General features: G+C 67.5%; 14 protein-coding genes. 5 read left to right on the top strand and 9 right to left on the bottom strand.

Features of this window, described 5'->3' with window-relative positions:
- Positions 1-70: 70 nt before the first annotated feature.
- From PSEK12I1_RS0122865 to glnE, 8 genes are all read right to left on the bottom strand, one after another.
- A complete protein-coding gene (locus PSEK12I1_RS0122865) occupies positions 71-1492 on the bottom strand; it encodes a lipopolysaccharide kinase InaA family protein (RefSeq protein WP_027603039.1) in 1422 nt (473 codons plus the stop codon).
- Entirely contained in the window at positions 1489-2244 is a 756-nt protein-coding gene (locus tag PSEK12I1_RS0122860; protein WP_027603038.1) for a lipopolysaccharide kinase InaA family protein, read from the bottom strand. The genes PSEK12I1_RS0122865 and PSEK12I1_RS0122860 overlap by 4 nt, the downstream gene beginning before the upstream one ends.
- A complete protein-coding gene (locus PSEK12I1_RS0122855) occupies positions 2241-2972 on the bottom strand; it encodes a lipopolysaccharide kinase InaA family protein (protein WP_027598552.1) in 732 nt (243 codons plus the stop codon). Before PSEK12I1_RS0122855 ends, PSEK12I1_RS0122860 begins: the two co-directional genes overlap by 4 nt.
- Positions 2972-3778: a lipopolysaccharide core heptose(I) kinase RfaP gene (rfaP, locus tag PSEK12I1_RS0122850; RefSeq protein ID WP_027603037.1), complete on the bottom strand. Its 807-nt coding sequence runs from the start codon at positions 3776-3778 to the stop codon at positions 2972-2974. The genes PSEK12I1_RS0122855 and rfaP overlap by 1 nt, the downstream gene beginning before the upstream one ends.
- Positions 3775-4893: a glycosyltransferase family 4 protein gene (locus tag PSEK12I1_RS0122845; protein WP_027603036.1), complete on the bottom strand. Its 1119-nt coding sequence runs from the start codon at positions 4891-4893 to the stop codon at positions 3775-3777. Before PSEK12I1_RS0122845 ends, rfaP begins: the two co-directional genes overlap by 4 nt.
- Positions 4890-5897 carry a lipopolysaccharide heptosyltransferase I gene (gene waaC / locus PSEK12I1_RS0122840; RefSeq protein ID WP_007161951.1) on the bottom strand — a complete coding sequence of 336 codons (1008 nt, stop codon included), beginning with the start codon at positions 5895-5897 and terminating at the stop codon, positions 4890-4892. Before waaC ends, PSEK12I1_RS0122845 begins: the two co-directional genes overlap by 4 nt.
- Positions 5898-6932: a lipopolysaccharide heptosyltransferase II gene (waaF, locus tag PSEK12I1_RS0122835; RefSeq protein WP_027603035.1), complete on the bottom strand. Its 1035-nt coding sequence runs from the start codon at positions 6930-6932 to the stop codon at positions 5898-5900. It lies immediately after the preceding gene.
- A gap of 113 nt (positions 6933-7045) precedes the next feature.
- Positions 7046-10006: a bifunctional [glutamate--ammonia ligase]-adenylyl-L-tyrosine phosphorylase/[glutamate--ammonia-ligase] adenylyltransferase gene (gene glnE, locus PSEK12I1_RS0122830; RefSeq protein ID WP_027603034.1), complete on the bottom strand. Its 2961-nt coding sequence runs from the start codon at positions 10004-10006 to the stop codon at positions 7046-7048.
- A 329-nt stretch (positions 10007-10335) separates the two neighbouring features.
- Here glnE and aceE point away from each other — a divergent pair, with 329 nt between their 5' ends.
- The 4 genes from aceE to msrA all read left to right on the top strand — a co-directional run bounded on the left by aceE (position 10336) and on the right by msrA (position 18620).
- Positions 10336-12978, top strand: a complete 2643-nt coding sequence (gene aceE / locus PSEK12I1_RS0122825; protein WP_007161948.1) for a pyruvate dehydrogenase (acetyl-transferring), homodimeric type — start codon at positions 10336-10338, stop codon at positions 12976-12978.
- A gap of 28 nt (positions 12979-13006) precedes the next feature.
- A complete protein-coding gene (gene aceF, locus PSEK12I1_RS0122820; RefSeq protein ID WP_027598546.1) occupies positions 13007-14992 on the top strand; it encodes a dihydrolipoyllysine-residue acetyltransferase in 1986 nt (661 codons plus the stop codon).
- A 281-nt stretch (positions 14993-15273) separates the two neighbouring features.
- Positions 15274-17880, top strand: coding sequence for a bifunctional diguanylate cyclase/phosphodiesterase (locus PSEK12I1_RS0122815; RefSeq protein ID WP_027603033.1), 2607 nt, complete (start codon positions 15274-15276; stop codon positions 17878-17880).
- 80 nt (positions 17881-17960) lie between these two features.
- Entirely contained in the window at positions 17961-18620 is a 660-nt protein-coding gene (gene msrA / locus PSEK12I1_RS0122810; RefSeq protein ID WP_007161945.1) for a peptide-methionine (S)-S-oxide reductase MsrA, read from the top strand.
- 124 nt (positions 18621-18744) lie between these two features.
- Here the strand turns inward: msrA and PSEK12I1_RS0122805 are convergent, their stop codons facing one another.
- Positions 18745-19581: a 23S rRNA (adenine(2030)-N(6))-methyltransferase RlmJ gene (locus PSEK12I1_RS0122805; protein ID WP_027603032.1), complete on the bottom strand. Its 837-nt coding sequence runs from the start codon at positions 19579-19581 to the stop codon at positions 18745-18747.
- Between the two features lie 129 nt (positions 19582-19710).
- Here PSEK12I1_RS0122805 and PSEK12I1_RS0122800 point away from each other — a divergent pair, with 129 nt between their 5' ends.
- Entirely contained in the window at positions 19711-21450 is a 1740-nt protein-coding gene (locus PSEK12I1_RS0122800; protein ID WP_027598543.1) for a potassium/proton antiporter, read from the top strand.
- Positions 21451-21481: the final 31 nt, after the last annotated feature.

The following is a 21481-nucleotide window of genomic DNA, read 5'->3' as shown; positions in this document are numbered from 1 at the left end:
TAATGGCCGCACGCCGGAGCGGGGCTTAGCGCACGGCGATTCAGCCCCGGTACAGATGGCGGCGCTTCGCTCAAGCCGGCGGCAGGCGCTCGTCGAGCAACCGGTGCAGGGCGCTGTCGGTCGGCCAGTTGCGCAGCAAGCGGGCACGGTCGCGGGCATAGGCACTGGCATAGGCGCTGTCGCTGCCGTGGGCCTGCAGGGCGTCGAGGTCGATCACCAGCCAGCGGCCGTCGTGCCAGATCAGGTTGGTGCCCTTGAAGTCGCCATGACCGAGGCGCTCGCGGCGCAGGGCCGCGACCAGCGCCAGCAGGGCGTCCAGCTCGGCCGCGGGCGGGGCGGAATCCACATAGGGGGCAAAACGCTCCAGCAGATTGGGCCCGTCGACGAAGGGCGTGACCAGATAGGCGCGACCGCGCAGGCCGAGGAAGCGCCGCTCGCGCACGGCCAGGGGCTCGGGGGTGGGAATGCCGAGGAAACGCAGGCGATGGCCTTCGCGCCAGCTGTGCCAGGCCCGGCTCGGTCGCCAGAAGCGCGTCAGCCAGTGGCCGAAGCCCTTGATGTTGTATCTCTTGAGCACCAGGTCCTGGCCCTGCCACTGCAGCCGGGCCACGGTGGCGGCGCCGCCGTCCTTGAAGGTCGGCAGGCCGGCCAGGGCGGCATCGGGATCGGCCAGCAGGCCTTCCAGACGACTCAGCCAGGTACGGCGCACGGCGATCAGGCCGAAGGCGCTGCGGGTGACGGCGAACAGGGTGCACTCCCGACCGCTCTTCTTCAGGTAGTCGGCCAGGCGCCAGCGGCGGATCTCGGCGGTGCGCGCCAGCAGGGCGTCGAGGCGCAGGGCGTACTCGGCATTGACCAGCAGGTAGTGGATCAGCAGTTCTTCCAGCTGGGCATCCAGGGCGGCCGGCAACTGGGCGAAGAACACCGCCAGATTCTCCTGCACCCGCGCCTGGGACAGCGGCTGGCCGACGCTCTCGGCCTGGATGTCCGCCGCATCTATGACCAGGGCGGCGCCGTCCTTGACCAGCAGGTTGTCCAGGTGCAGATCGGCTTGCCAGAGGCCCTGGGCATGCAGCCGCGCCAGGGTGGCGAGGGCGGCGCCAAGCAATTCGTTCTGCGCCGGCGACAGGGGGGGCTCGGCGGCCACCTGCTGCCAGAGCTGCTCGACGCTGGGCGCCGCCTCGATGAAGTCGAACAGCAGCCAGGCGCCCTGCCCGCCTGCCTCGCCGCTGTCCAGCAGCGCGGGAGTCGGCGCCGCGGCGGCCGCCAGCAGGCGACAGCCCTCGCGCTCGCGGGCGAATTGCCGGCTCGCGCGCTCGCCGACCAGCAGCTTGGCCAGCACCCGCCGGCCCTGCCAGCGGGCTTCGCCGACATAGCGCTGACCGGGCAGCACCCTGAGCAGCGACAGCACTTCCAGTTCGCCACCGGGCAGTTCGATGCGCAGCGGCAGGGCTGGCGCGCGGCCGGCCCTGGCCAATTGCTCCAGGGTCATGCCTTGCGCTCCTTGTGGCGGCGACGCCCCGCCAGACGCTGGCTCCAGTCCCGCACGGCGGCGCTGTCCAGCGGCTGGTCCAGATAGCTCGCCAGCAGGCGGGCGATGTCCGGTTCACTCCATTGCGGCGCGCGGCGCAGCAGGGGTTCGAGATCGCGCAGGCGATCGCGCCGGCCGAACAGCAGCGGCCGGGTCTTTTCCAGATCGATCAGCCGCGCGACCAGGCCTTCGCCCTGGCGCTGCAGGAACAGATGCTTGGGATAGAAGCAGCCGTGCACCTGGCCGGCGCCGTGCAGCTGCCGGGCCAGTTCACCGACGGCGACCAGCACCGCCTGGCGCTCGTCCGGCGCCAGGTGCGGCCAGACCCGCAACCAGCTGTCCAGATCGCGCCAGTCATCCAGCGCCCGGGTCAGCAGGATGGCGCGCCAGCCCTGGTCGTCGCGGCGCTCGCCGTAATAGGCCAGCTCCAGCGCCGGGATGCCGAGCTCGGCGTAGCGGCGGATGTTGCGACTCTCGCGGGCGAAGGTCGGCTCGCCCAGCGGGCGGGCCAGGGTCCGGGTCAGGTAGTCGCGCTGGCGCTTGAGGTAGTAGCCATGACCGGCGACGTCCAGGCGAAACACCTGGCTGAAGCCGCCGCGCCCCTGGTTGGGTTCATCCACCGCGGGCAGCTCCAGCGCCCACAGCGCCGCGAAGCTGTCCAGACCCTGGCCGGCCAGCACGGCCCGATCCTCGGCCGCCCATACCTCGTTCATTCCCGCCCCTTGAAATAGTCCAGCACCTCGCGGATGCGCCCCTTGTCGTTGTCGCTGAGGCGCGCGCGACCGCGGTACTGCAGATAGAACCTGAGGCGCTGGGTGCGCGACAGCTGGTACTTGGCCACCTTGTCCAGGCAGGCCAGGTCCTTGACGATGCGCCAGCGCAGCCAGTGGCCGACCCAGAAGGCGCCGGCCGGGCAATCGATGAAATAGAGCACGCCCTGGCCATCCACCAGCAGGTTGCGCCACTTGAGATCGTTATGGACGAAATGGTGGTCGTGCAGGGTGCGGGTGGCCGCGGCCAGCTGGCGGCTGACGTTGTCGACCCAGACCCGGTCGCGCAGGCGTGGATCCTCGCGCCGGGCCAGTTCGGCGAGATCCAGGGTGTCGGGAATCTCGCGGGTGATCATGGCGCCGCGGGTGAACCCCCGCGGCGAACGCTCCATCCCCCAGGCCACCACCGGCGCGGTGGCGATGCCCCACTTGGCGAAGCGCTTGAGATTCTGCCACTCGGCCTTGACCCGCGGCCGCCCGACATAGCGCCGTAGCCCCTTGCCAGCGCCGTGGTAGCGCTTGACGTAGTACCGGATGCCGTCGCGCTCGATGCGCACCACTTCCGACAGCGGATCGCTGGTCAGGCGTTCGCCGGTCAGGGCGAACACCGCGTCCAGCGTCGCGAATTCGGGCAGGTGGGCGACGCTGGAATCGATGCGCCAGTCAGCCATCAGAGCCGGTCCCCGTAGCGTTCCTTGCGCTCCAGCAAGGCGGCGGCCTTGCGTTCCAGCCGCGCCAGCAGCGGGGCCTCGTCGCGCAGGATCTCGCGCAGCGGGCGCTGGAAGTAGCCGCGCAGGAAGCGCAGGAAGTCGCGCCGCGTCAGGCCGATGCCCAGGGCGGAGAAATACAGTCCGGCCAGGTCCTTGTCGCGCCAGCGCCGGGGCACCTGGGCGCGGCACTGGGCGCGGTGCAGGTCGATCAGCCAGAGTCGCAGAGTGGCCACGGTGACCGGCTGGGCGGTGTCGAGCAGGAAATGGCAGATGTAGCAGTCGCGATGATTGACGCCGGCCCGGTGCATGGTGCCGGTCATGCGCGCCACCTCGGCGATCAGCGCCCGCTTGAGCGCCGGCTCGGGGGGCTGGCGGACCCAGTCGAGACTGAAGTCTTCGAGACTGGCGGTGGGCGCCAGCTCCTCGGTGATGATGAAGGAGTGCTGGGTCGCCGGATTGACGCCGCGCTCGCCGAAGGCCACGGCGGTCATGGTCGGCACGCCGACCTGGTGCAGCCGCTCGATGGCCTGCCATTCCTGGCGCGCACCCAGCACCGGCTGCTTGGCCTGCAGCAGATTCTTGGCGATCTCGCCCCAGCCGATGCCGCGGTGGATCTTGACGAAGTAGCCGCGCCCGGCCACCTCGGTGCGCAGGGTGCGGCGGCCGTCCAGTTCGCGATAGACCTGGCCCTGCAGGGCCTCCACGGCGACGAAGGGATCCTGGCCGGCCCAGAGGCTGGCGAAGGGCTCACGCAATTCCAGGGTCATGCCACCCCCAGGATGACATCGGCGGCGCGCTCGGGCAGCGAATAGAGATCGGCGCTGTCGGCGAAGGCCAGGCCGTTGCGACCCTGCACCGCGCGGCGCTCGGGATCGGCCAGCAATTCGGCCAGCATCCGGTCCAGGGTCTCCTGGGCGAAGGGCGACGGCACCACCTCGCCGGCGCGGGCCTCGTCGATGTAGTGGGCATAGCCGCAGACGTCGGTGACCAGCACCGGCAGCCCGGCGACCAGCGCCTCCAGGAGCACGGTACCGGTGTTCTCGTTATAGGCCGGATGGATCAGCAGATCGGCGCCGAGCAGGAAGCGTGGGATGTCGCTACGCCCCTTGAGGATCTGGACGCGATCGCTCACGCCCAGGGCCTTGGCCTGCAGCAGGAAGGGCTTGGGATCGTCCTGGCCGATGGCGAACAGCCGGGTGCGCTTGCGCAATTCCCTGGGCAGCGATGCCAGGGCGCGCAGACTGCGATCAAGGCCCTTGGTCTTGAAGCCGGAACCGATCTGCACCAGCAGCAGCTCGCCCTCCTCCAGCCCGAATTCGCGGCGGAAGTCGGCGCGGATCTCGGCGGCATTGGCCGGCGCGCGACGGTCGGCGGCGATGCCCGGCGGCAAGAGGTGGAAGCGCGGCGCCGGCGTGCCGTAGTGCTTGACGAACAGCGGCTGCTGCACCTCGGAGATCATCAGGATCTCGGTGGAGGACTCGGGCGCGAACACCGCCCGCTCGTATTCGGCGAAGTGGCGATAGCGGCCCCACTGGCGATAGAGCGGGTTGCGCAGGGTCTGGGCCTTGTCCTCGAAACAGGGATCGGCGGCATAATAGACGTCCAGCCCCGGCATCTTGTTGAAGCCGATCACCCGGTCGACCGGATCGCGGGCGAGGTCGGCCTGCAGCCAGGCGTGGAATTTCTCGTTGCGCCGGTGATTGAACAGGGCGCTGACCCGGGCCACCCGCACATCGAAGCCCTCCGGTACCGGGCCTTCCCAGATCAGGGTGTAGACGCGAATGGCATGGCCGCGGCGCTGGCACTCCTGGGCGATGCGCAGGAAGTCCCGCTGCAGGCCGCCAAAGGGAAAGTACTTGTAGAGCACGAAAGCCAGGGTCATGCGGGGAGGTCTTCCAACAGCAGGGTTTCCAGTTCCAGTTCGACCCGCTCCGGGGTCAGGGCGGCCAGACTCGCGGCCGGCTGATCGCGCGGCTCATCGGTGCCATCCAGGCCCACGGCGCTCAGGTGCACCTGGGAGCGGCCGTAGGCGCCGACCTTCTTCGGACTGGTCGGGCCATAGAGCGAAACGGTAGGCACGTCCAGGGCGGCGGCCAGATGGCCGAGACCGGTATCCACCGCCACGCAGGCTCGGGCGCCGGCCAGCACCTTGGCCACCCCGGCGAGATTCAGGCGCGGCAGCACCTGGACGCCATCCAGGCCGTCGGCGATGCGTTCGGCCCGGGCGTGCTCCGCCTCGTTGCCCCACAGCAGCCGCACCGGCCAGTCCAGCCGGCTCATGCGTTCGGCCAGTTCGCGCCAGTGGGCCTCGGGCCAGTGCTTGCTGACCCAGGTGGTGCCATGCAGGAAGACCACATAGGGCGTCTCGTTGGGCCCGGCCAGGCGTTGCCGATCCAGGCCGTAGTCACCCACGCCGGCCGGCAGCGGATAGTCCAGCGCCTGGGCGAACAGCTGGCGGATCCGCTCCAGGGCATGCTGCCCCTTGGCCACGTGATAGCGTTCGTCATAGAAGCGGCTGGCCAGGGGCTCGCGCGCGGAATTTCGGTCGAGACCGGCCACCGGCGCCTCGGCATAGCGGGTCAGCCAGGCGCTCTTGAGCAGGCCTTGGGCATCGATCACCCGGTCATAGCGCTGCTCGCGCACCCGGCTCTTGAATTCGCCCCATTCGCCACTGGCCCAGGCGGAAAAGGGCTGCTTGCGCCAGCGCCGCAGGGCCACCGGGATCACCTGGCTCACCGCCGGGTGCCAGGCGGGAATCTCGGCGAAGCCTTCTTCCACCACCCAGTCGAAGCAGATGCCGGGGATGGCCCGGGCCGCATCGGTCAGCGCCGGCAGGGTATGGATGACATCGCCGAGCGACGAGGTCTTGACCAGCAGCACGCGCATCTAGCCCACCTCGACCGGATCGGCGACCAGACGGCCGAGAGCGTCCTGCACCAGGCTCGGCTGCAAGAGGCGCAGGCAGTCGTAGTGACCGAAGCGACAGGTGCGGTCGAAGCAGGGACTGCACTCCAGCCCCAGGCGCACCACCTCGACCTGACTGGCCAGTGGCGGCGTGAAGCCCGGCGAGGTGGAGCCATAGACCGCCACCAGCGGGCGATCCAGGGCGGCGGCCACGTGCATCAGCCCGGAATCGTTGCTGACCACGGCGCTCGCACAGGAGAGCAGGTCGATGGCCTCGGCCAGGGAGGTGCGCCCGGCGAGGTTGCAGACATCTTCTTCGAAGCCGGGGGTGACCCATTCGCGGATCTCTTCACCGCCCGGGGCATCTTTCTGCGAGCCGAACAGCCAGACCTGCCAGCCCTGGCGCAGCCGGGCATCGGCCACGGCGGCATAGTGCTCGGCCGGCCAGCGCTTGGCCTCGCCGAACTCGGCGCCCGGACAGAGCGCCAGCACCGGCCGGTCCAGACTCAGGCCGAAGCGTTCCAGGGCGGCGTCGCGGCTGGGCGGGTCGATGGCCAGGCGCGGTTCGGGATAGGGTTTGGGCAACTCGGCACCGGGCGCATGGGCCAGCGCCATGAAGCGCTCGATCATCAGCGGATAGCGGGCCTTGTCCAGGGTGCGGATGTCGTTGAGCAGGCCGAATCTCATCTCCCCGCGCCAGCCGGTGCGCTTGGGGATGCCGGCGAAATAGGGAACCAGCGCCGACTTTAGCGAGTTGGGCAGGAGGATCGCCTGGTCATAGCGACCGCGCAGCTGCTGGCCGATGCGCCGGCGAGTGGCCAGCTCGAAGGCGCCGTGGCCGAGGGGAAAGCTCAGGGCTTCGCGCACCTCGGGCATGCGCTCGAGCAGCGGGCGACTCCACTCGGGGGCGAGTACGTCGATCTGGCAGTCGGGGTGCTGGCGCTTGAGGCAGACGAAGAGGGTCTGCGCCATCACCATGTCGCCGACCCAACTGGGTCCGATGATCAGAATATTCATGCTGGAAGGCGATCGGCACCTAGCGGGTGGCCGACTCCCACTCCCTCAGGCCCGGCCTGATCGAAAGCTCGCGCACGGACATCGACATCTTGCCTCTCCTTACTGATGACGGCCTAAAAGGTGGCCGGATTGCCGGACGGCGTGTCCAGCCCCAGGCCGTGCCAGATACGGCGTACTTCGTCGCGCTCGGCGAGAAAGCCGTCGGCCGGCACCTTGCCCGGCTGCTTCTGCAGCACCAGGCGGTGCAGCGCGGCGCGGTAGGCCTTGTAGGCTTCGCGCAGGGCAATGGCGTCCGTGGCCGGTACCAGACCAGCCGCTTCGAGGGATTCCAGGATGCGGATGTTGTCGGGAAAACGCAGCAATTCGGGATGCTGCCACGACCAGGCCAGAACGGCATATTGGACCATAAATTCGATATCGACGATACCGCCGGCATCCTGCTTGAGGTCGAACAGCTGCTCCGGCCGGCGTGCGTTCGGCCCCAGTCCGCCGGCGGTCAGCGCGGTGCCGAGGTTGTCGAGCATCTTGTCGCGCATGCCGGCCACGTCGGCCTGCAGGGTCGCCAGCTCCCGTTGCCGACCGAGGATGCGCGCCCGCACCGCGTCGAAGCGCTCGCCCAGCCGCGGGCAACCCGCCACCACCCGCGCCCGCACCAGGGCCTGGTGTTCCCAGGTCCAGGCCTCGCTCTGCTGGTAGCGCTCGAAGGCCTCCAGCGAACTCACCAGCAGCCCCGCCGCGCCGGACGGCCGCAGGCGCATGTCGACCTCGTAGAGGGTGCCCACCGGGGTGGTGGTGGTGAGCAGATGGATGATGCGCTGACCGAGGCGATTGAAGAACTGGGCGCCATCCATGGGCTTGGCGCCATCGGTCTCGGCCAGGGGATCGGCGTCGTGGATGAACACCAGGTCGAGATCCGAACCGTGGCCGAGTTCGATGCCCCCGACCTTGCCATAGCCGACGATGACGAAATCCGGCTGGCAGGGCGAGCCGTCGCGCCGCTGCGGCGTGCCATGGCGCTGCACCAGCTGGCGCCAGGCCAGGCCAAAGACCTCTTCGAGGATCACCTCGGCCAGCCAGGTGAGATAGTCGCTGACCTTCATCAGCGGCAGGCTGCCGGCGATCTCCGCCGCCGCCACCCGCAGGCTGTGGGCGCGCTTGAAGTGGCGCAGCACGTCCATCTGCTGCTCCAGGTCCTCTTCGGGCAGGCGCATCAGGCGCTCGCGCAACTCGGCGGCCAGTTCCGGCTTCTGCGGCGGATGATAGAGCCGCCCCTCGTTGAGCAATTCGTCGAGCAGCGCCGGATAGCGGGCGATCTGCTCGGCCACCCAGGCACTGGCGCCGCAGAGTTCCAGCAGCCGCGCCAGGGCCGGCGGATTCTCGCTGAGCAGGACCAGGTAGGCCGAGCGGCGCGCCACCGCCTCCACCAGCGGCAGCACCCGCTCCAACGCCCGATCGGGTTGCTCGTCGGCGCTGACCGCATCCAGCAGCCGCGGCATGAAGGCATCCAGGCGTTCGCGACCGGCGCGCTGCATGGCGCGCACCTGACCACTGGCGCGCAGGCTGGCCAGCAATTCCAGCGCCTGCTCCGGCGCCTGGAAGCCCGCCTCGCGCAGTCGCGCCAGGGACTCCTCGGGGTCGAGCAGGTCGTCCCACAGCGGCAGCCAGCTGTCTTCCAGTTCGGCGCTCTGGGTCTCCTCCTCGGGATCGGCGATGGTCTGCTGGAAGTGCCAGTCGATGCGGCTGCGCCAGGCGTCGAGCGCGGCGCTGAATTCATCCCAGTCGGCATGGCCCATGAGAAAGGCCACCCGCGCCCGGCCCTGGGGATCCACCGGCAGGGTCTGGGTCTGCTGGTCGGCGATGGCCTGCAGCCCGTGCTCCACATAGCGCAGGAAGCAATAGCCCTCGCGCAACTCGGCTTCGGCCGCGGCCGGCAGATAGTCGCGCTCGCGCAGACTGGTCAGCACCCTGAGCAGCGGTCGCTGCTGCAGCGCCGGATCGCGTCCGCCGTGGATCAGCTGATAGGCCTGCGCGATGAATTCCACTTCGCGGATGCCACCCGCGCCCAGCTTGACGTTGTCGGTCATGCCGCGCCGGCGCACCTCCTGGCGGATCAGCTGCTTCATGCTGCGCAGGGCTTCGATGGCGGAGAAATCCAGATAGCGCCGATAGACGAAGGGCCGCAGCAGGGTCAGCAGTTCGGCGCCGCTGGCCTGGTCGCCACCGACCACCCGCGCCTTGATCATGGCGTAGCGTTCCCAGTCGCGCCCCTGGTCCTGGTAATAGAGCTCCATGGCGGCAAAGCTCAGCACCAGGGCACCGGCGCTGCCATAGGGCCGCAGGCGCATGTCGACGCGAAAGACGAAGCCGTCCACGGTGACGGCGTCCAGCGCCTTGATCAGGCGCTGCCCGAGGCGGGTGAAGAATTCCTGGTTGTCCTGCTCGCGCCGCGCGCCGCGCGTCTCCCCGGCCTCGCCATAGGCGAAGATCAGGTCGATGTCGGACGACAGATTGAGTTCGCCCGCGCCCAGCTTGCCCATGCCCAGCACTACCAGCTGCTGCGGCTGGCCGCTGTGGCGTCCGGTCGGCACGCCGAACTGGCTGCACTGCTGGGCGTACAGCCAGGCGCAGGCCTGGTCGATGCAGGCATCGGCCAGGTCGCTGAGGTCGCGACAGGTCTCCACCAGATCGGCGCGGCGGGTCAGGTCGCGCCAGACGATGCGCACCTGCTGCAGCATGCGGAAGCGCCGCAGCCGCCGCCCCAGTTCGGCTTCGTCCGGGCAGTCGGCCAGGGCGTCGCGCAGGCGCTGCGCCATGGCCCCCGGCGCCAGCGACAGCGCAAGGTCGCCGCTGTCGACCAGCGCCAGGCAAGGCTCGGGCAACCGGCAGAACTGCTCGACGACGAAGTCGCTGAGGGCAGCCACCCGTCGCCAGTCGGCGCGTTGCGCCGCGGACCAGTTCGCCTGGCGGGCCGCCGCCTCGGGCAGCGTGGCCAGGGCATCGGCCAGACGCCGGTCGGCGAGCTCGGCACATGCGACGAGAGTCGGAGGCAGATCGGGACGAAGGAGGGGTATCATGGGCAGTCCTGCGCAGGGACGGTCGAATCCCGCCACCCTGCCGCGAACCCCCTGCCAGGGACATTCCGACGGACCACCTGGTCCGAGCGGGAACCGTTTTCACGTCCGCGGTTCGGAGTTCGCGAGCCCTCGAGCAGCGCGTTCGACAAACGTCGAATTGTTTTTTATCGCATTACAGCTCGGAGCTGAAACGGATTTGAATTTGTAGTAAAACTACACGCCGATCGGAACCGTCCGGTCATAAATCCAAGAATTTTCGCTGCCCCCAAGAGGCCGGCGGCGACCCTGAGGCGACCGATTTTGGAAGCCTTTCCGCCCTGGAGCAAGCCATGCAAGATCTCGATCCCGTCGAAACCCAGGAATGGCTGGACGCCCTGGAGTCCGTCCTCGACCACGAAGGCGAGGAGCGCGTTCATTATCTGATGACCCGCATGGGCGAACTGGCTACCCGCAGTGGTACCCAGCTGCCCTACTCCATCAATACCCCCTATCGCAACACCATTCCAGTGACCAAGGAAGCCCATATGCCGGGCGACCTGTTCATGGAGCGACGCATCCGCTCGCTGGTTCGCTGGAACGCCCTGGCGATGGTCATGCGCGCCAACCTCAAGGATCCGGATCTGGGTGGCCACATCTCCACCTTCGCCTCCAGCGCCACCCTCTATGACATCGGCTTCAACTATTTCTGGAAGGCGCCCAACGAAGAGCACGGCGGCGACCTGATCTACTATCAGGGCCATGCCTCCCCCGGCGTCTACGCCCGTGCCTTCCTGGAAGGCCGCCTGTCCGAAGACCAGATGAACAACTTCCGCCAGGAAGTGGACGGCAAGGGGCTGTCGAGCTACCCGCACCCGCACCTGATGCCCGACTTCTGGCAGTTCCCGACCGTATCCATGGGTCTGGGTCCGATCACCGCCATCTACCAGGCCCGCTTCATGAAGTACCTGGAGAACCGCGGCTACATCCCCGCCGGCAAGCAGAAGGTCTGGTGCTTCATCGGCGACGGCGAGTGCGACGAGCCGGAAACCCTGGGCGCCATCTCCCTGGCCGGCCGCGAGAACCTCGACAACCTGATCTTCGTCATCAACTGCAACCTGCAGCGCCTCGACGGCCCGGTCCGCGGCAATGGCAAGATCGTCCAGGAACTGGAAGGCATCTTCCGCGGCGCCGACTGGAACGTCACCAAGGTCCTCTGGGGCCGCATGTGGGATCCGCTGTTCGCCCGCGACACCGAAGGCCGCATGCAGCAGCGCATGGACGCCGTGGTCGATGGTGAATACCAGAACTACAAGGCGAAAGACGGTGCCTATGTGCGCAAGCACTTCTTCGGCGCCAATCCCGAGCTGCTGAAGATGGTCGAGGACCTGTCCGACGACGAGATCTGGAAGCTCAACCGTGGCGGTCACGACCCCTACAAGGTCTATGCGGCCTACCACCAGGCGGTCAACCACAAGGGTCAGCCCACCGTCATCCTGGCCAAGACCATCAAGGGCTACGGCACCGGTGCGGGCGAAGCCAAGAACACCGCGCACAACACCAAGAAGGTCGATGTGGAGTCGCTGAAGAAATTCCGCGATCGCTTCGACATCCCGCTGAACGACTCCCAGCTCAGCGAGCTGCCCTTCTATCGTCCGGCCGACGACAGCGCCGAGATGAAGTACCTGATGAGTCGTCGCGAATCCCTGGGCGGTCACCTGCCCCAGCGTCGCGCCCGCAGCATCAGCATCCCCACGCCGCCCCTGGACACCCTGAAGGCGGTACTGGACGGCTCCGGCGATCGCGAGATCTCCACCACCATGGCCTTCGGCCGCATCCTGTCGCAACTGGTCAAGGACAAGGACCTGGGCAAGCGCATCGTGCCCATCCTCGCCGACGAGGCCCGTACCTTCGGCATGGAAGGCATGTTCCGCCAGCTGGGCATCTACTCGCCCCACGGCCAGCTCTATGAGCCGGTCGATCGCGACCAGGTGATGTACTACCGCGAGGAGAAGGACGGCCAGATCCTCCAGGAAGGCCTCAACGAGGCCGGCGCCATGTCCTCCTTCATCGCCGCCGGTACCGCCTACAGCAACTACAACCAGCCCATGCTGCCGGTCTACATCTTCTATTCGATGTTTGGCTTCCAGCGCATCGGCGACCTGGCTTGGGCGGCGGGCGATGCCCAGACCCGCGGCTTCCTGCTGGGCGGCACCTCCGGTCGTACCACCCTGAACGGTGAAGGCCTGCAGCACGAGGACGGTCACAGCCACATCCTGGCCGGCACCATCCCCAACTGCCGCAGCTACGATCCCACCTATGCCTACGAGCTGGCGGTGATCATGCGCGAAGGCATCCATCAGATGATGGAACTGCAGCAGAGCGTCTTCTACTACATCACCGTGATGAACGAGAACTACCAGCAGCCGGCCATGCCCGCAGGTGTCGAGGACGGCATCATCAAGGGCATGTACCTGCTGGAAGAAGAGAAGGGCGACTTCAAGCACCGCGTCCAGCTGCTCGGCTCGGGCACCATCCTCAACGAGGTCCGCGCTGCCGCCGGCCTGCTGCGCGAGATGGGCGTCGGCGCCGACATCTGGAGCGTCACCAGCTTCAACGAACTGCGCCGTGAAGGCCTGGCCGTGGATCGCTGGAACCGCCTGCACCCGCTGGAAGAGCGCCGCCTGACCTATGTCGAGCAGTGCCTGGGCGAGCGCCAGGGTCCGGTCATCGCCTCCACCGACTACATGAAGCTGTTCGCCGACCAGATCCGCCAGTGGGTCCCCACCGAATTCCAGGTGCTGGGTACCGACGGCTTCGGTCGCAGCGACAGCCGCAAGAAGCTGCGTGATCACTTCGAGGTCGACCGCCGCTGGGTCGCCGTCGCCGCTCTGCAGGCGCTGGCCAACCAAGGCAAGCTGGAACGCAAGGTCGTGGCCGATGCCATCACCAAGTTCGGCATCGACACCGAGAAGCGCAATCCCCTGGATTGCTGATGCGGCACACGGATAAGAGGAAACAACTGTGAGCGAGACCATCCGCGTACCCGACATCGGCAGTGGCGACGGCGAAGTCATCGAGCTGCTGGTAAAGGTCGGCGATACCGTCGAGGCCGAACAGAGCCTGGTGGTGCTGGAGTCCGACAAGGCCAGCATGGAGATCCCGGCCCCCAAGGCCGGCAAGATCGCCGCCCTGCACATCAAGGTCGGCGACACCCTCAAGACCGGTGATCTGCTGATCGACCTGGAAGGCGAGGACGCCGCCACCGGCAGCGAACCCGCCGCCGAACCCAAGGCCGAGTCCAAGCAGACCCAGGTCGAGGAAAGCGAAACCCCGACGCCGGCCGGCGACGAGGACGCTTCGGCGTCCGCCGGCGAAGGCGAAGCCCAGGAGATCCATGTCCCCGACATCGGCTCCAGCGGCAAGGCCAGCATCATCGAGGTGGCGGTCAAGCCCGGCGACACCATCGCCGCCGAGCAGACGCTGATCACCCTGGAGTCCGACAAGGCCAGCATGGAAATCCCCTCCCCCGCCGCCGGCGTGGTGGAGAGCGTTTCCGTCAAGGTCGGCGACGAAGTGGGCACCGGCGATCTGATCCTGGTGCTCAAGGGCGCCGCCAATGCCAAGCCGAGCAAGAGCGTCGAATCCAAGGCCGGCGACAAGCCCGCCAAGGAAGCCGCCGAGCCCGAGCTGCACGAGGAAGCCGCCGCCGAGCCGGCCGGTGAATCGGTCGAGGAGATCAAGGTCCCCGACATCGGCTCCACCGGCAGTGCCAACGTCATCGAGGTGCTGGTCAAGGCCGGTGACCAGGTCAAGGCCGAGCAGTCGCTGATCGTGCTGGAGTCCGACAAGGCCAGCATGGAAATCCCGGCGCCCAAGGCGGGCGTGGTGGAAAGCGTCGCCATCAAGGTCAACGACCAGGCCAAGACCGGCGATCTGATCCTGACCCTGAAGGTGGCCGGTGCTGCGCCCAAGCAGGCGGCCAAGCCGGCTGCCGGCAACACCGCCAGCGCGCCGGCTGCCGAGAAGAAGGCCGAGGCGCCGGCCAAGGCCGCCGCTCCCGCCAGCGCCCCTGCCGCCGGCAAGGGCAAGAAGGTCCATGCCGGCCCGGCCGTGCGCATGGTCGCCCGCGAGTTCGGTGTCGATCTGGGCGAGGTCACCCCGACCGGTCCCAAGGGTCGCATCCTCAAGGAAGACGTCCAGGCCTACGTCAAGGATCAGCTGCAGAAGAGCAAGGCGGCTCCGGCCGCGGCTGCCGGCGCCACCGGTGGTGCCGGCATCCCGCCGATCCCCACCGTGGACTTCAGCAAGTTCGGCGAGATCGAAGAGGTGCCGATGACGCGCCTCATGCAGGTCGGTGCCAACAACCTGCATCGCAGCTGGCTGAACGTGCCCCACGTGACCCAGTTCGACCAGTCCGACGTGACCGATCTGGAGGCCTTCCGGGTCGGCCAGAAGGCTGTGGCGGAAAAGGCCGGCGTCAAGCTGACCATCCTGCCGTTCCTGCTCAAGGCCTGCGCCCATGTGCTCAAGGAACTGCCGGACTTCAACGCCTCCCTGGCCCCCAGCGGCAAGGCGGTGATCCGCAAGAAGTACGTGCACATCGGCTTCGCCGTGGACACCCCGGACGGCCTGCTGGTCCCGGTCATCCGCAACGTCGACCAGAAGAGCCTGCTGCAACTCGCCGCCGAAGCCGCCCAACTGGCGGAAAAGGCGCGGACCAAGAAGCTCAGCGGCGACGACATGCAGGGCGCCTGCTTCACCATCTCCAGCCTGGGTCACATCGGCGGTACCGGCTTCACGCCGATCGTCAATGCCCCGGAAGTGGCGATCCTCGGCGTGTCCAAGGCCAGCATGCAGCCGGTCTGGGACGGCAAGGCCTTCCAGCCGCGCCTGATGCTTCCGCTGTCGCTGTCCTACGATCACCGCGTGATCAACGGGGCGGCCGCCGCGCGCTTCACCAAGCGCCTGGGCGATCTGCTGGCGGAAATCCGCGGTCTGCTGCTGTAAACCGCCACAGGACGGTAACGGAAGGCCGTTACCGTCCCCTGGTGTAGTTCAGAAACCCCGCTCACGCGGGGTTTTTGCTGTCAGATCAACCGAAAGATCCAGGAAAAAGGTAGGATGAGCGCCCCGAGCGCCGCCCCTTGCATGCGCCGGGCCCTATCGGGCAACCTGACAGCCATCCCAGCGTGCTGGCGAGGCGGAAAGGAAAAAGGATTAATGATTTGTCTGTCCTTTCCGATAAACCTAGGACATCTTTCCGTCTTCACAAGGACGCGGACCCTCGCATGAGTATTCACTCCGATGCTGCCGATGCCGCGGTAGCCGATCAGGCGGGCGCGCTCAGCGCTCCTGCCCGGTTGGGCTTGCTGCGTTTCGAGCGTCTGAATGAAGCCTCCTGGGCGATGCTCTATCTCGATTCCCGCTGCGAAGCCAGCCTCGGCCTGCCCGCCCAGGCGCTGTGCTCGCTCATCGATGCCCCCTATGCCAGCCTGATGGAGCCCAGCGTCCGTCATCGGCTGCACGAAGACATCCAGCTGCAACTGGCCGAACACGGCAGCTATCAGGTGCGCTACCTGTTCCACTCCCCCACGGCGCCCTGCCAGGTCGTCGAGGTCGGCGAGAGCCTGCAGCGCCATGGTCGCCCGCTGCTGCGCGGCTATCTGCTGCGGGTGATGAACGACGACGCCCTGGCCGGCGAATGGGAAGCCCATAACGTGGCCCTGCGCTCGACCCTGGCGCTCCTGCAGGACAGCCAGGACCATAGCCAGCAACGCCTGGCGATGGCCCAGGCGAGGCAGACCCTGTTGCTCGAATTGTCCCGCCTGGCCCTGCGCCAGGCGCCGGTGGACGATGACCTGGTGCAGTTGCTGCGCGCCCAGGGCCCGGCCGCCTTTGCCGTGGACGAACTCAGCCTGTGGCGCTACGAGGGCAATGGCCTCGTCACCCTGTGCAAGGAAGAACGCCTGCCGACCCTGTGCAGCGACCACCGGCGCCGGTTGCGCGAGCAGGGCGTGATCGAAGACGCCAGCCAGGTGCTGCACCCGTCCCACAGCGGAGGCGGAACGGCGCTGGACGTGGCACTGCTGCACGACGGTCAACTGACCGGTCTGCTCTGCCTGCGACGGGACCGAGCGGCCACCTGGGAAGCCGAGGACGTCGCCTTCGCTCGCAGCCTGGCGGAATGCCTGGCCGCCCTGCTCCAGCAACCGCAGCGCCCGTCCAAGCTCGCCCACCCCCTGACTCGGGTGATGGAAGCCAGCAACGATGCCTTCCTGCTGCTGGATGCCAGCGGTTGCCTGGAGCACGCCACCGACAGCTTCGCGCGGATCACCGGCTATCCCATCGGCAAGCTCCAGGGGCTTCACGTCGAATCCCTGCCCGCCCTGGAAAACTGGGGCGAGCTGCTCTACGAAGCCTGGCAACGCCTGGCGCACCAGGACAGCTGGCAGGGCGAACTGCGCTGCTATCGCCGGGACGGCGAGAGCTACTGGGGCCAGCTGTCGCTCTCCAAGATCAAGCAGCCCAATGGCGACCTGCAGGGCTATCTGGGCATCTTCCAGGACACCAGCAAGACCCGCTTCGCCCAGCAGCACAACGACGAATTGGTGTTTCGCGACAGCCTCACCGGGCTGGCCAATCGCAGCCACTTCATCGCCCGCCTGGAAGCCCGCCTGGAGCAGTCCAATCCCAACCGCGAACACTCGCTGCTGCTGGTGGACGTCGACAACTTCAAGAGGGTCAACGACAGCCTGGGGCATCGTATCGGCGACCAGCTGCTGGTGGGTCTGGCCCGGCGCCTGCGCAGCGCCCTGGGCACGGGCGCGCTGATCGCCCGCATCGCCAGCAACGAATTCGCCGTGCTACTCGAAGGCATGGACGCGGTCGCCGCCGACAGCCTGGCCCGCGACACCCTGGTGGCCCTGGATCCGCCGCTCTATGTGGAAGGCCACCCGACTCTGATCAGCTGCTCGATCGGCCTGACCACCGCGCGACCGCACGAGACCGATCCGCAGACCCTGATCAAGCACGCCGGCCTCGCCCTGCACCGAGCCAAGGCCACTGGCGGCCATCAGGTCCAGGTGTTCACCGAGGCGCTGATCGCCGAGGCCAGCAACAAGCTGTTCGTGCAGAACAACCTGCGCCGGGCCTTGGAGCAGAACGAACTGCTGGTGCACTACCAGCCCAAGGTCTGCCTGAAACGCGCCAAGCTGCTGGGCCTGGAGGCCCTGATCCGCTGGCAGCACCCGGAAAAGGGCATGATCCGCCCGGATCAGTTCATCAGCATCGCCGAGGAAACCGGGCTCATCGTGCCCATCGGCAAATGGATCATCCGTGAGGTCTGCCGCCAGCTGCACCGCCTCGACGCCGCCGGCTTCGACGATCTGCAGATCGCCATCAACCTGTCGCCCAAGCAGTTCACCGATCCCGACCTGGTGCAGTCCTTCGTCACCATCCTCGACGAGGAGGGCATCGCGCCCAAGCGGCTGGAGCTAGAACTGACCGAAAGCCTCCTGCTGGATGCCACCGACGCCACCCGCAACACCCTCGAAGCCCTCAAGCGCCTGGGCATGAGCCTGGCGATGGACGACTTCGGCACCGGTTATTCGTCGCTCAGCTACTTGAAAAAATTCCCCATCGACGTCATCAAGATCGACAGGAGTTTCATCAAGGACATCCCGGACAACCAGGACGACATGGAAATCACCTCCGCGGTGATCGCCATGGCCCACAACCTGCGGCTGCAGGTGGTTGCCGAGGGCATCGAGACGACCGAACAGCTGGCTTTCCTGCGCCACCATCGCTGCGATATCGGCCAAGGCTATCTGTTCGACAAGCCCATCCCGGCCGACCAGCTCGACGCCGCCCTGGCGCGTTACCTGCCGACGCGCTGACCCGCCGCGCGGACTGACCCCGCTGCCGCGATTTTGCGTACACTGAGCCTTTCGCCTGGCCCTTTCCCACGAGGTATCCCATGGTCCTGCGTTCCGAAATCCTGACCAAGAAGACCCATCTGCCCGCCGCCGAGCAGGCACTGCCCGGTCGCGAGACGGCCATGGCCGTGCCCGCGGCCCACTATGTCAACGGCAATCCGTTGCAAGGCCCCTTCCCCGCCGGCCTGCAGAGTCTGGTGGTGGGCATGGGCTGCTTCTGGGGCGTCGAGCGGCGCTTCTGGCAACAACCCGGTGTCTGGACCACCGCGGCCGGCTATGCCGGCGGCCATACCCCCAACCCCACCTACGAAGAGGTCTGCTCCGGCCTGACCGGTCATACCGAGGTGGTGCTGGTGGTGTTCGATCCGGCCCAGACCTCGCTGGAGGCGCTGCTGAAGATCTTCTGGGAAGCCCACGATCCGACCCAGGGCATGCGCCAGGGCAACGACGTCGGCACCCAGTATCGCTCGGCCCTGTATTACGCCGACGACAGCCAGCGGGAAGCCTTCGAAGCCAGCCAGGCCGCCTTCCAGGCGCAGTTGGCCGAGGCCGGCTATGGCGAGATCACCACCGAGATCGCCCCGCTGCCGCCCTTCTACTACGCCGAGGCCTATCACCAGCAATACCTGGCGAAGAATCCCAACGGCTACTGCGGCCTGGCCGGTACCGGTGTCTGCCTGCCGCCCAGCCTCGCGGTCTGATCCCGAGCCGCTGCGGCGGCTTTCTCTGTTGGGCTGCGGCGGTAGCGCCGCCTCAACCCAACCTGCGCCAGGCTCTTCCCGTAGGTTGGGTTGAGCCCAGCGAAGCCCAACGGTCCCGGCCTCGCTATTCCGCGATCAGCCAGTCCAGTCGCCAGCTGCCTTCACCCTGGGCCAGGTGCTCGGCCAGCCAGGGCAGCAACTCGCGCAATTCTTCCTCCAGCCCCCACGGCGGGTTGACGATGGCCAGCCCCGAGCCATTGAGCCGGGTGGGGTCGTCCGCCGCGCGGATCAGCAATTCGACGTTGAGCAACTTGGGCGCGCCGCTGGCCTGCAGCCCGGCATGGAAGCGCCTCAATTGGCGGCGATCCTTGATCGGATACCAGAGCGCGATCACCGTCTGGCGCATGCGGCCGACGGCCTCCGCGACCGCCTTGGCGCAGCGCTCCAGCTCGTCGGCCTTCTCGAAGGGCGGATCGATCAGCAGCAGGGCCCGGCGCTCCGGCACCGGCAGCAGCGCCCTGGGCAGCAGCCAGCCATCCTTCTGGTGCACCGCCACCCGGCGATCTCCAGCCATGTTTTCCTTGAGCAGACGACCGTCCTCGGGGTGCAGCTCATTGAGCAGCAGCCGATCCTGGGGGCGCAACGCCTGGCGCATCAATTCGGGCGAGCCGGGGTAGTAGCGCAGCGCGCCGTCGGGATTGAGCGCCGCCACCGCTTCGCGATAGCCGACAAAGGCCGCCGGCGCGGATTCCAGGGCCCACAGGCGTCCGATGCCTTCGCGCCATTCGTCGGTACGGCTGGCCTGGTCGCCGGCCAGGTCATAGCGACCCACGCCGGAATGGCTGTCCAGATAGACGAAGGGCGTCTCCTTGCGCGCCAGCAGCGCGGCCAGGCGCAACAGGGTGGCGTGCTTGAAGACATCGGCGTGGTTGCCGGCGTGGAAGGCGTGTCGGTAATTCATGGGATACTCCAGCGTCAGCCCTACAGTGTACCGCCTTCCTCGGGCACCCGCGGCGTCGCGCTTTGACACCCCGGCCACCCAGCGGGTTAAATCCCCTGGTTCTTCAATTCTTTACCCCAGGAGTCACGCTTGGACGCTGTCACCATCAACAGCTTGTTCTTGATCGGTGCGGTGCTGATCGGCCTGTCGATTCTGGTCAGCTCGATTTCCTCGCGGGTCGGCATCCCGATCCTGGTGATCTTCCTGGTGGTCGGCATGTTCGCCGGCGTCGACGGCCCCGGTCACATCGCCTTCGACAACTATCCGATGGCCTACCTGGTCGGCAATCTGGCGCTGGCAGTGATCCTGCTGGACGGCGGCATGCGCACCCGGGTGTCGAGCTTCCGCGTGGCGCTCTGGCCGGCACTGTCGCTGGCCACCGTGGGGGTGATGATCACCACCGGCCTGACCGGGGTCGCCGCCGCCTGGCTGTTCGATCTCAGCCTGCTGCAGGGCCTGCTGATCGGCGCCATCGTCGGCTCCACCGATGCCGCGGCGGTGTTTTCCCTGCTCGGTGGCCGCGGCCTCAACGAACGGGTCACCGCGACCCTGGAAATCGAATCCGGCAGCAACGACCCCATGGCGGTGTTTCTCACCGTCACCCTGATCGAGATGCTCGCCAGCGGCCAGAGCGGCTTCAGCTGGAGTCTGCTGGGCCATTTCGTCAGCGAATTCGCCATCGGCGGGGTGATCGGCCTCGGCGGGGGCTGGCTGCTGCTGCAACTGATCAACCGCATCCACCTCGCCGACGGCCTCTACCCGCTGCTGGCCATCAGCGGTGGCCTGCTGATCTTCGCCCTGACCAACGCCGCCCATGGCAGCGGCATTCTCGCCGTCTACCTGGCCGGTCTGCTGATGGGCAATCTGCCGATCCGCAGCCGCCACGGCATGCTGCACATGCTCGACGGCATGGCCTGGCTGGCGCAGATCGGCATGTTCCTGGTGCTGGGCCTGCTGGTGGAGCCGCACAACCTGCTGCCCATCGCCCTGCCCGCCCTGGGTCTGGCGCTGTGGATGATCCTGGTCGCCCGCCCGCTGTCGGTGGCCATCGGCCTGCTGCCCTTCCGCGCCTTCCATGACCGCGAAAAGGCCTTTATCGCCTGGGTCGGGCTGCGCGGCGCAGTCCCCATCATCCTGGCGGTGTTCCCGATGATGGCCGGGCTGCCCCAGGCCCAGCTGTTCTTCAACGTGGCCTTCTTCATCGTGCTGGTGTCGCTGCTGGTGCAGGGCTCCAGTCTGCCGCTGGCGGCCAAGCTGCTCAAGGTGACGGTGCCACCGGAGCCGGCGCCTTTCTCCCGCGCCGGGCTGCAGGTCCATCCGACCAGCGAATGGGAGCTGTTCATCTATCGTCTGGGCGCCGAGAAGTGGTGCATCGGCGCCGCCCTGCGCGAGCTGAAGATGCCCGAGGGCACCCGTATCGCCGCGCTGTTCCGCGGCGAGACCCTGCTCCACCCCTCCGGCAGTACCACCCTGGAAGCCGGCGACATCCTCTGCGTGGTCGGCCACGAACACGATCTTCCGGCCCTTGGGCGGCTGTTCAGCCAGGCGCCGCAGCAGACCCAGAGATTCTTCGGCGACTTCGTCCTCGAAGCCGACGCCGAACTCAGCGCCGTGGCTGCGCTCTACGGCCTGCAACTGGGCGAGGTGGACGGCAACCAGCGCCTCGGCAGCTTCATCACCCACGAGATCGGCGGGGAACCCATCGTTGGCGACCTGGTGGAATGGAACGGCCTGGTGTGGATCGTCGCGGCCATCGAGAACAAGCGCGTGCGCAAGGTCGGCGTGAAGTTTCCCGAAGGGCGCAACAGCGGGCCGGCGCTCTTTCTTTAACGATGGATGAACAGGGTTCGCGGCTTGAGGG

Source organism: Pseudomonas sp. MOIL14HWK12:I1 (genome assembly GCF_000510705.1).
Lineage (GTDB): Bacteria > Pseudomonadota > Gammaproteobacteria > Pseudomonadales > Pseudomonadaceae > Chryseomonas > Chryseomonas oryzihabitans.
This window is presented reverse-complemented; position numbering and strand designations above follow the sequence as displayed.

Bases quoted from the DNA above. Each gene is read 5' to 3' on its own strand.
- PSEK12I1_RS0122865 (WP_027603039.1), bottom strand. From the start codon at position 1,492: ATGACCCTGGAGCAATTGGCCAGGGCCGGCCGCGCGCCAGCCCTGCCG.
- PSEK12I1_RS0122860 (WP_027603038.1), bottom strand. From the start codon at position 2,244: ATGAACGAGGTATGGGCGGCCGAGGATCGGGCCGTGCTGGCCGGCCAG.
- PSEK12I1_RS0122855 (WP_027598552.1), bottom strand. From the start codon at position 2,972: ATGGCTGACTGGCGCATCGATTCCAGCGTCGCCCACCTGCCCGAATTC.
- rfaP (WP_027603037.1), bottom strand. From the start codon at position 3,778: ATGACCCTGGAATTGCGTGAGCCCTTCGCCAGCCTCTGGGCCGGCCAG.
- PSEK12I1_RS0122845 (WP_027603036.1), bottom strand. From the start codon at position 4,893: ATGACCCTGGCTTTCGTGCTCTACAAGTACTTTCCCTTTGGCGGCCTG.
- waaC (WP_007161951.1), bottom strand. From the start codon at position 5,897: ATGCGCGTGCTGCTGGTCAAGACCTCGTCGCTCGGCGATGTCATCCAT.
- waaF (WP_027603035.1), bottom strand. From the start codon at position 6,932: ATGAATATTCTGATCATCGGACCCAGTTGGGTCGGCGACATGGTGATG.
- glnE (WP_027603034.1), bottom strand. From the start codon at position 10,006: ATGATACCCCTCCTTCGTCCCGATCTGCCTCCGACTCTCGTCGCATGT.
- aceE (WP_007161948.1), top strand. From the start codon at position 10,336: ATGCAAGATCTCGATCCCGTCGAAACCCAGGAATGGCTGGACGCCCTG.
- PSEK12I1_RS0122815 (WP_027603033.1), top strand. From the start codon at position 15,274: ATGAGTATTCACTCCGATGCTGCCGATGCCGCGGTAGCCGATCAGGCG.
- msrA (WP_007161945.1), top strand. From the start codon at position 17,961: ATGGTCCTGCGTTCCGAAATCCTGACCAAGAAGACCCATCTGCCCGCC.
- PSEK12I1_RS0122805 (WP_027603032.1), bottom strand. From the start codon at position 19,581: ATGAATTACCGACACGCCTTCCACGCCGGCAACCACGCCGATGTCTTC.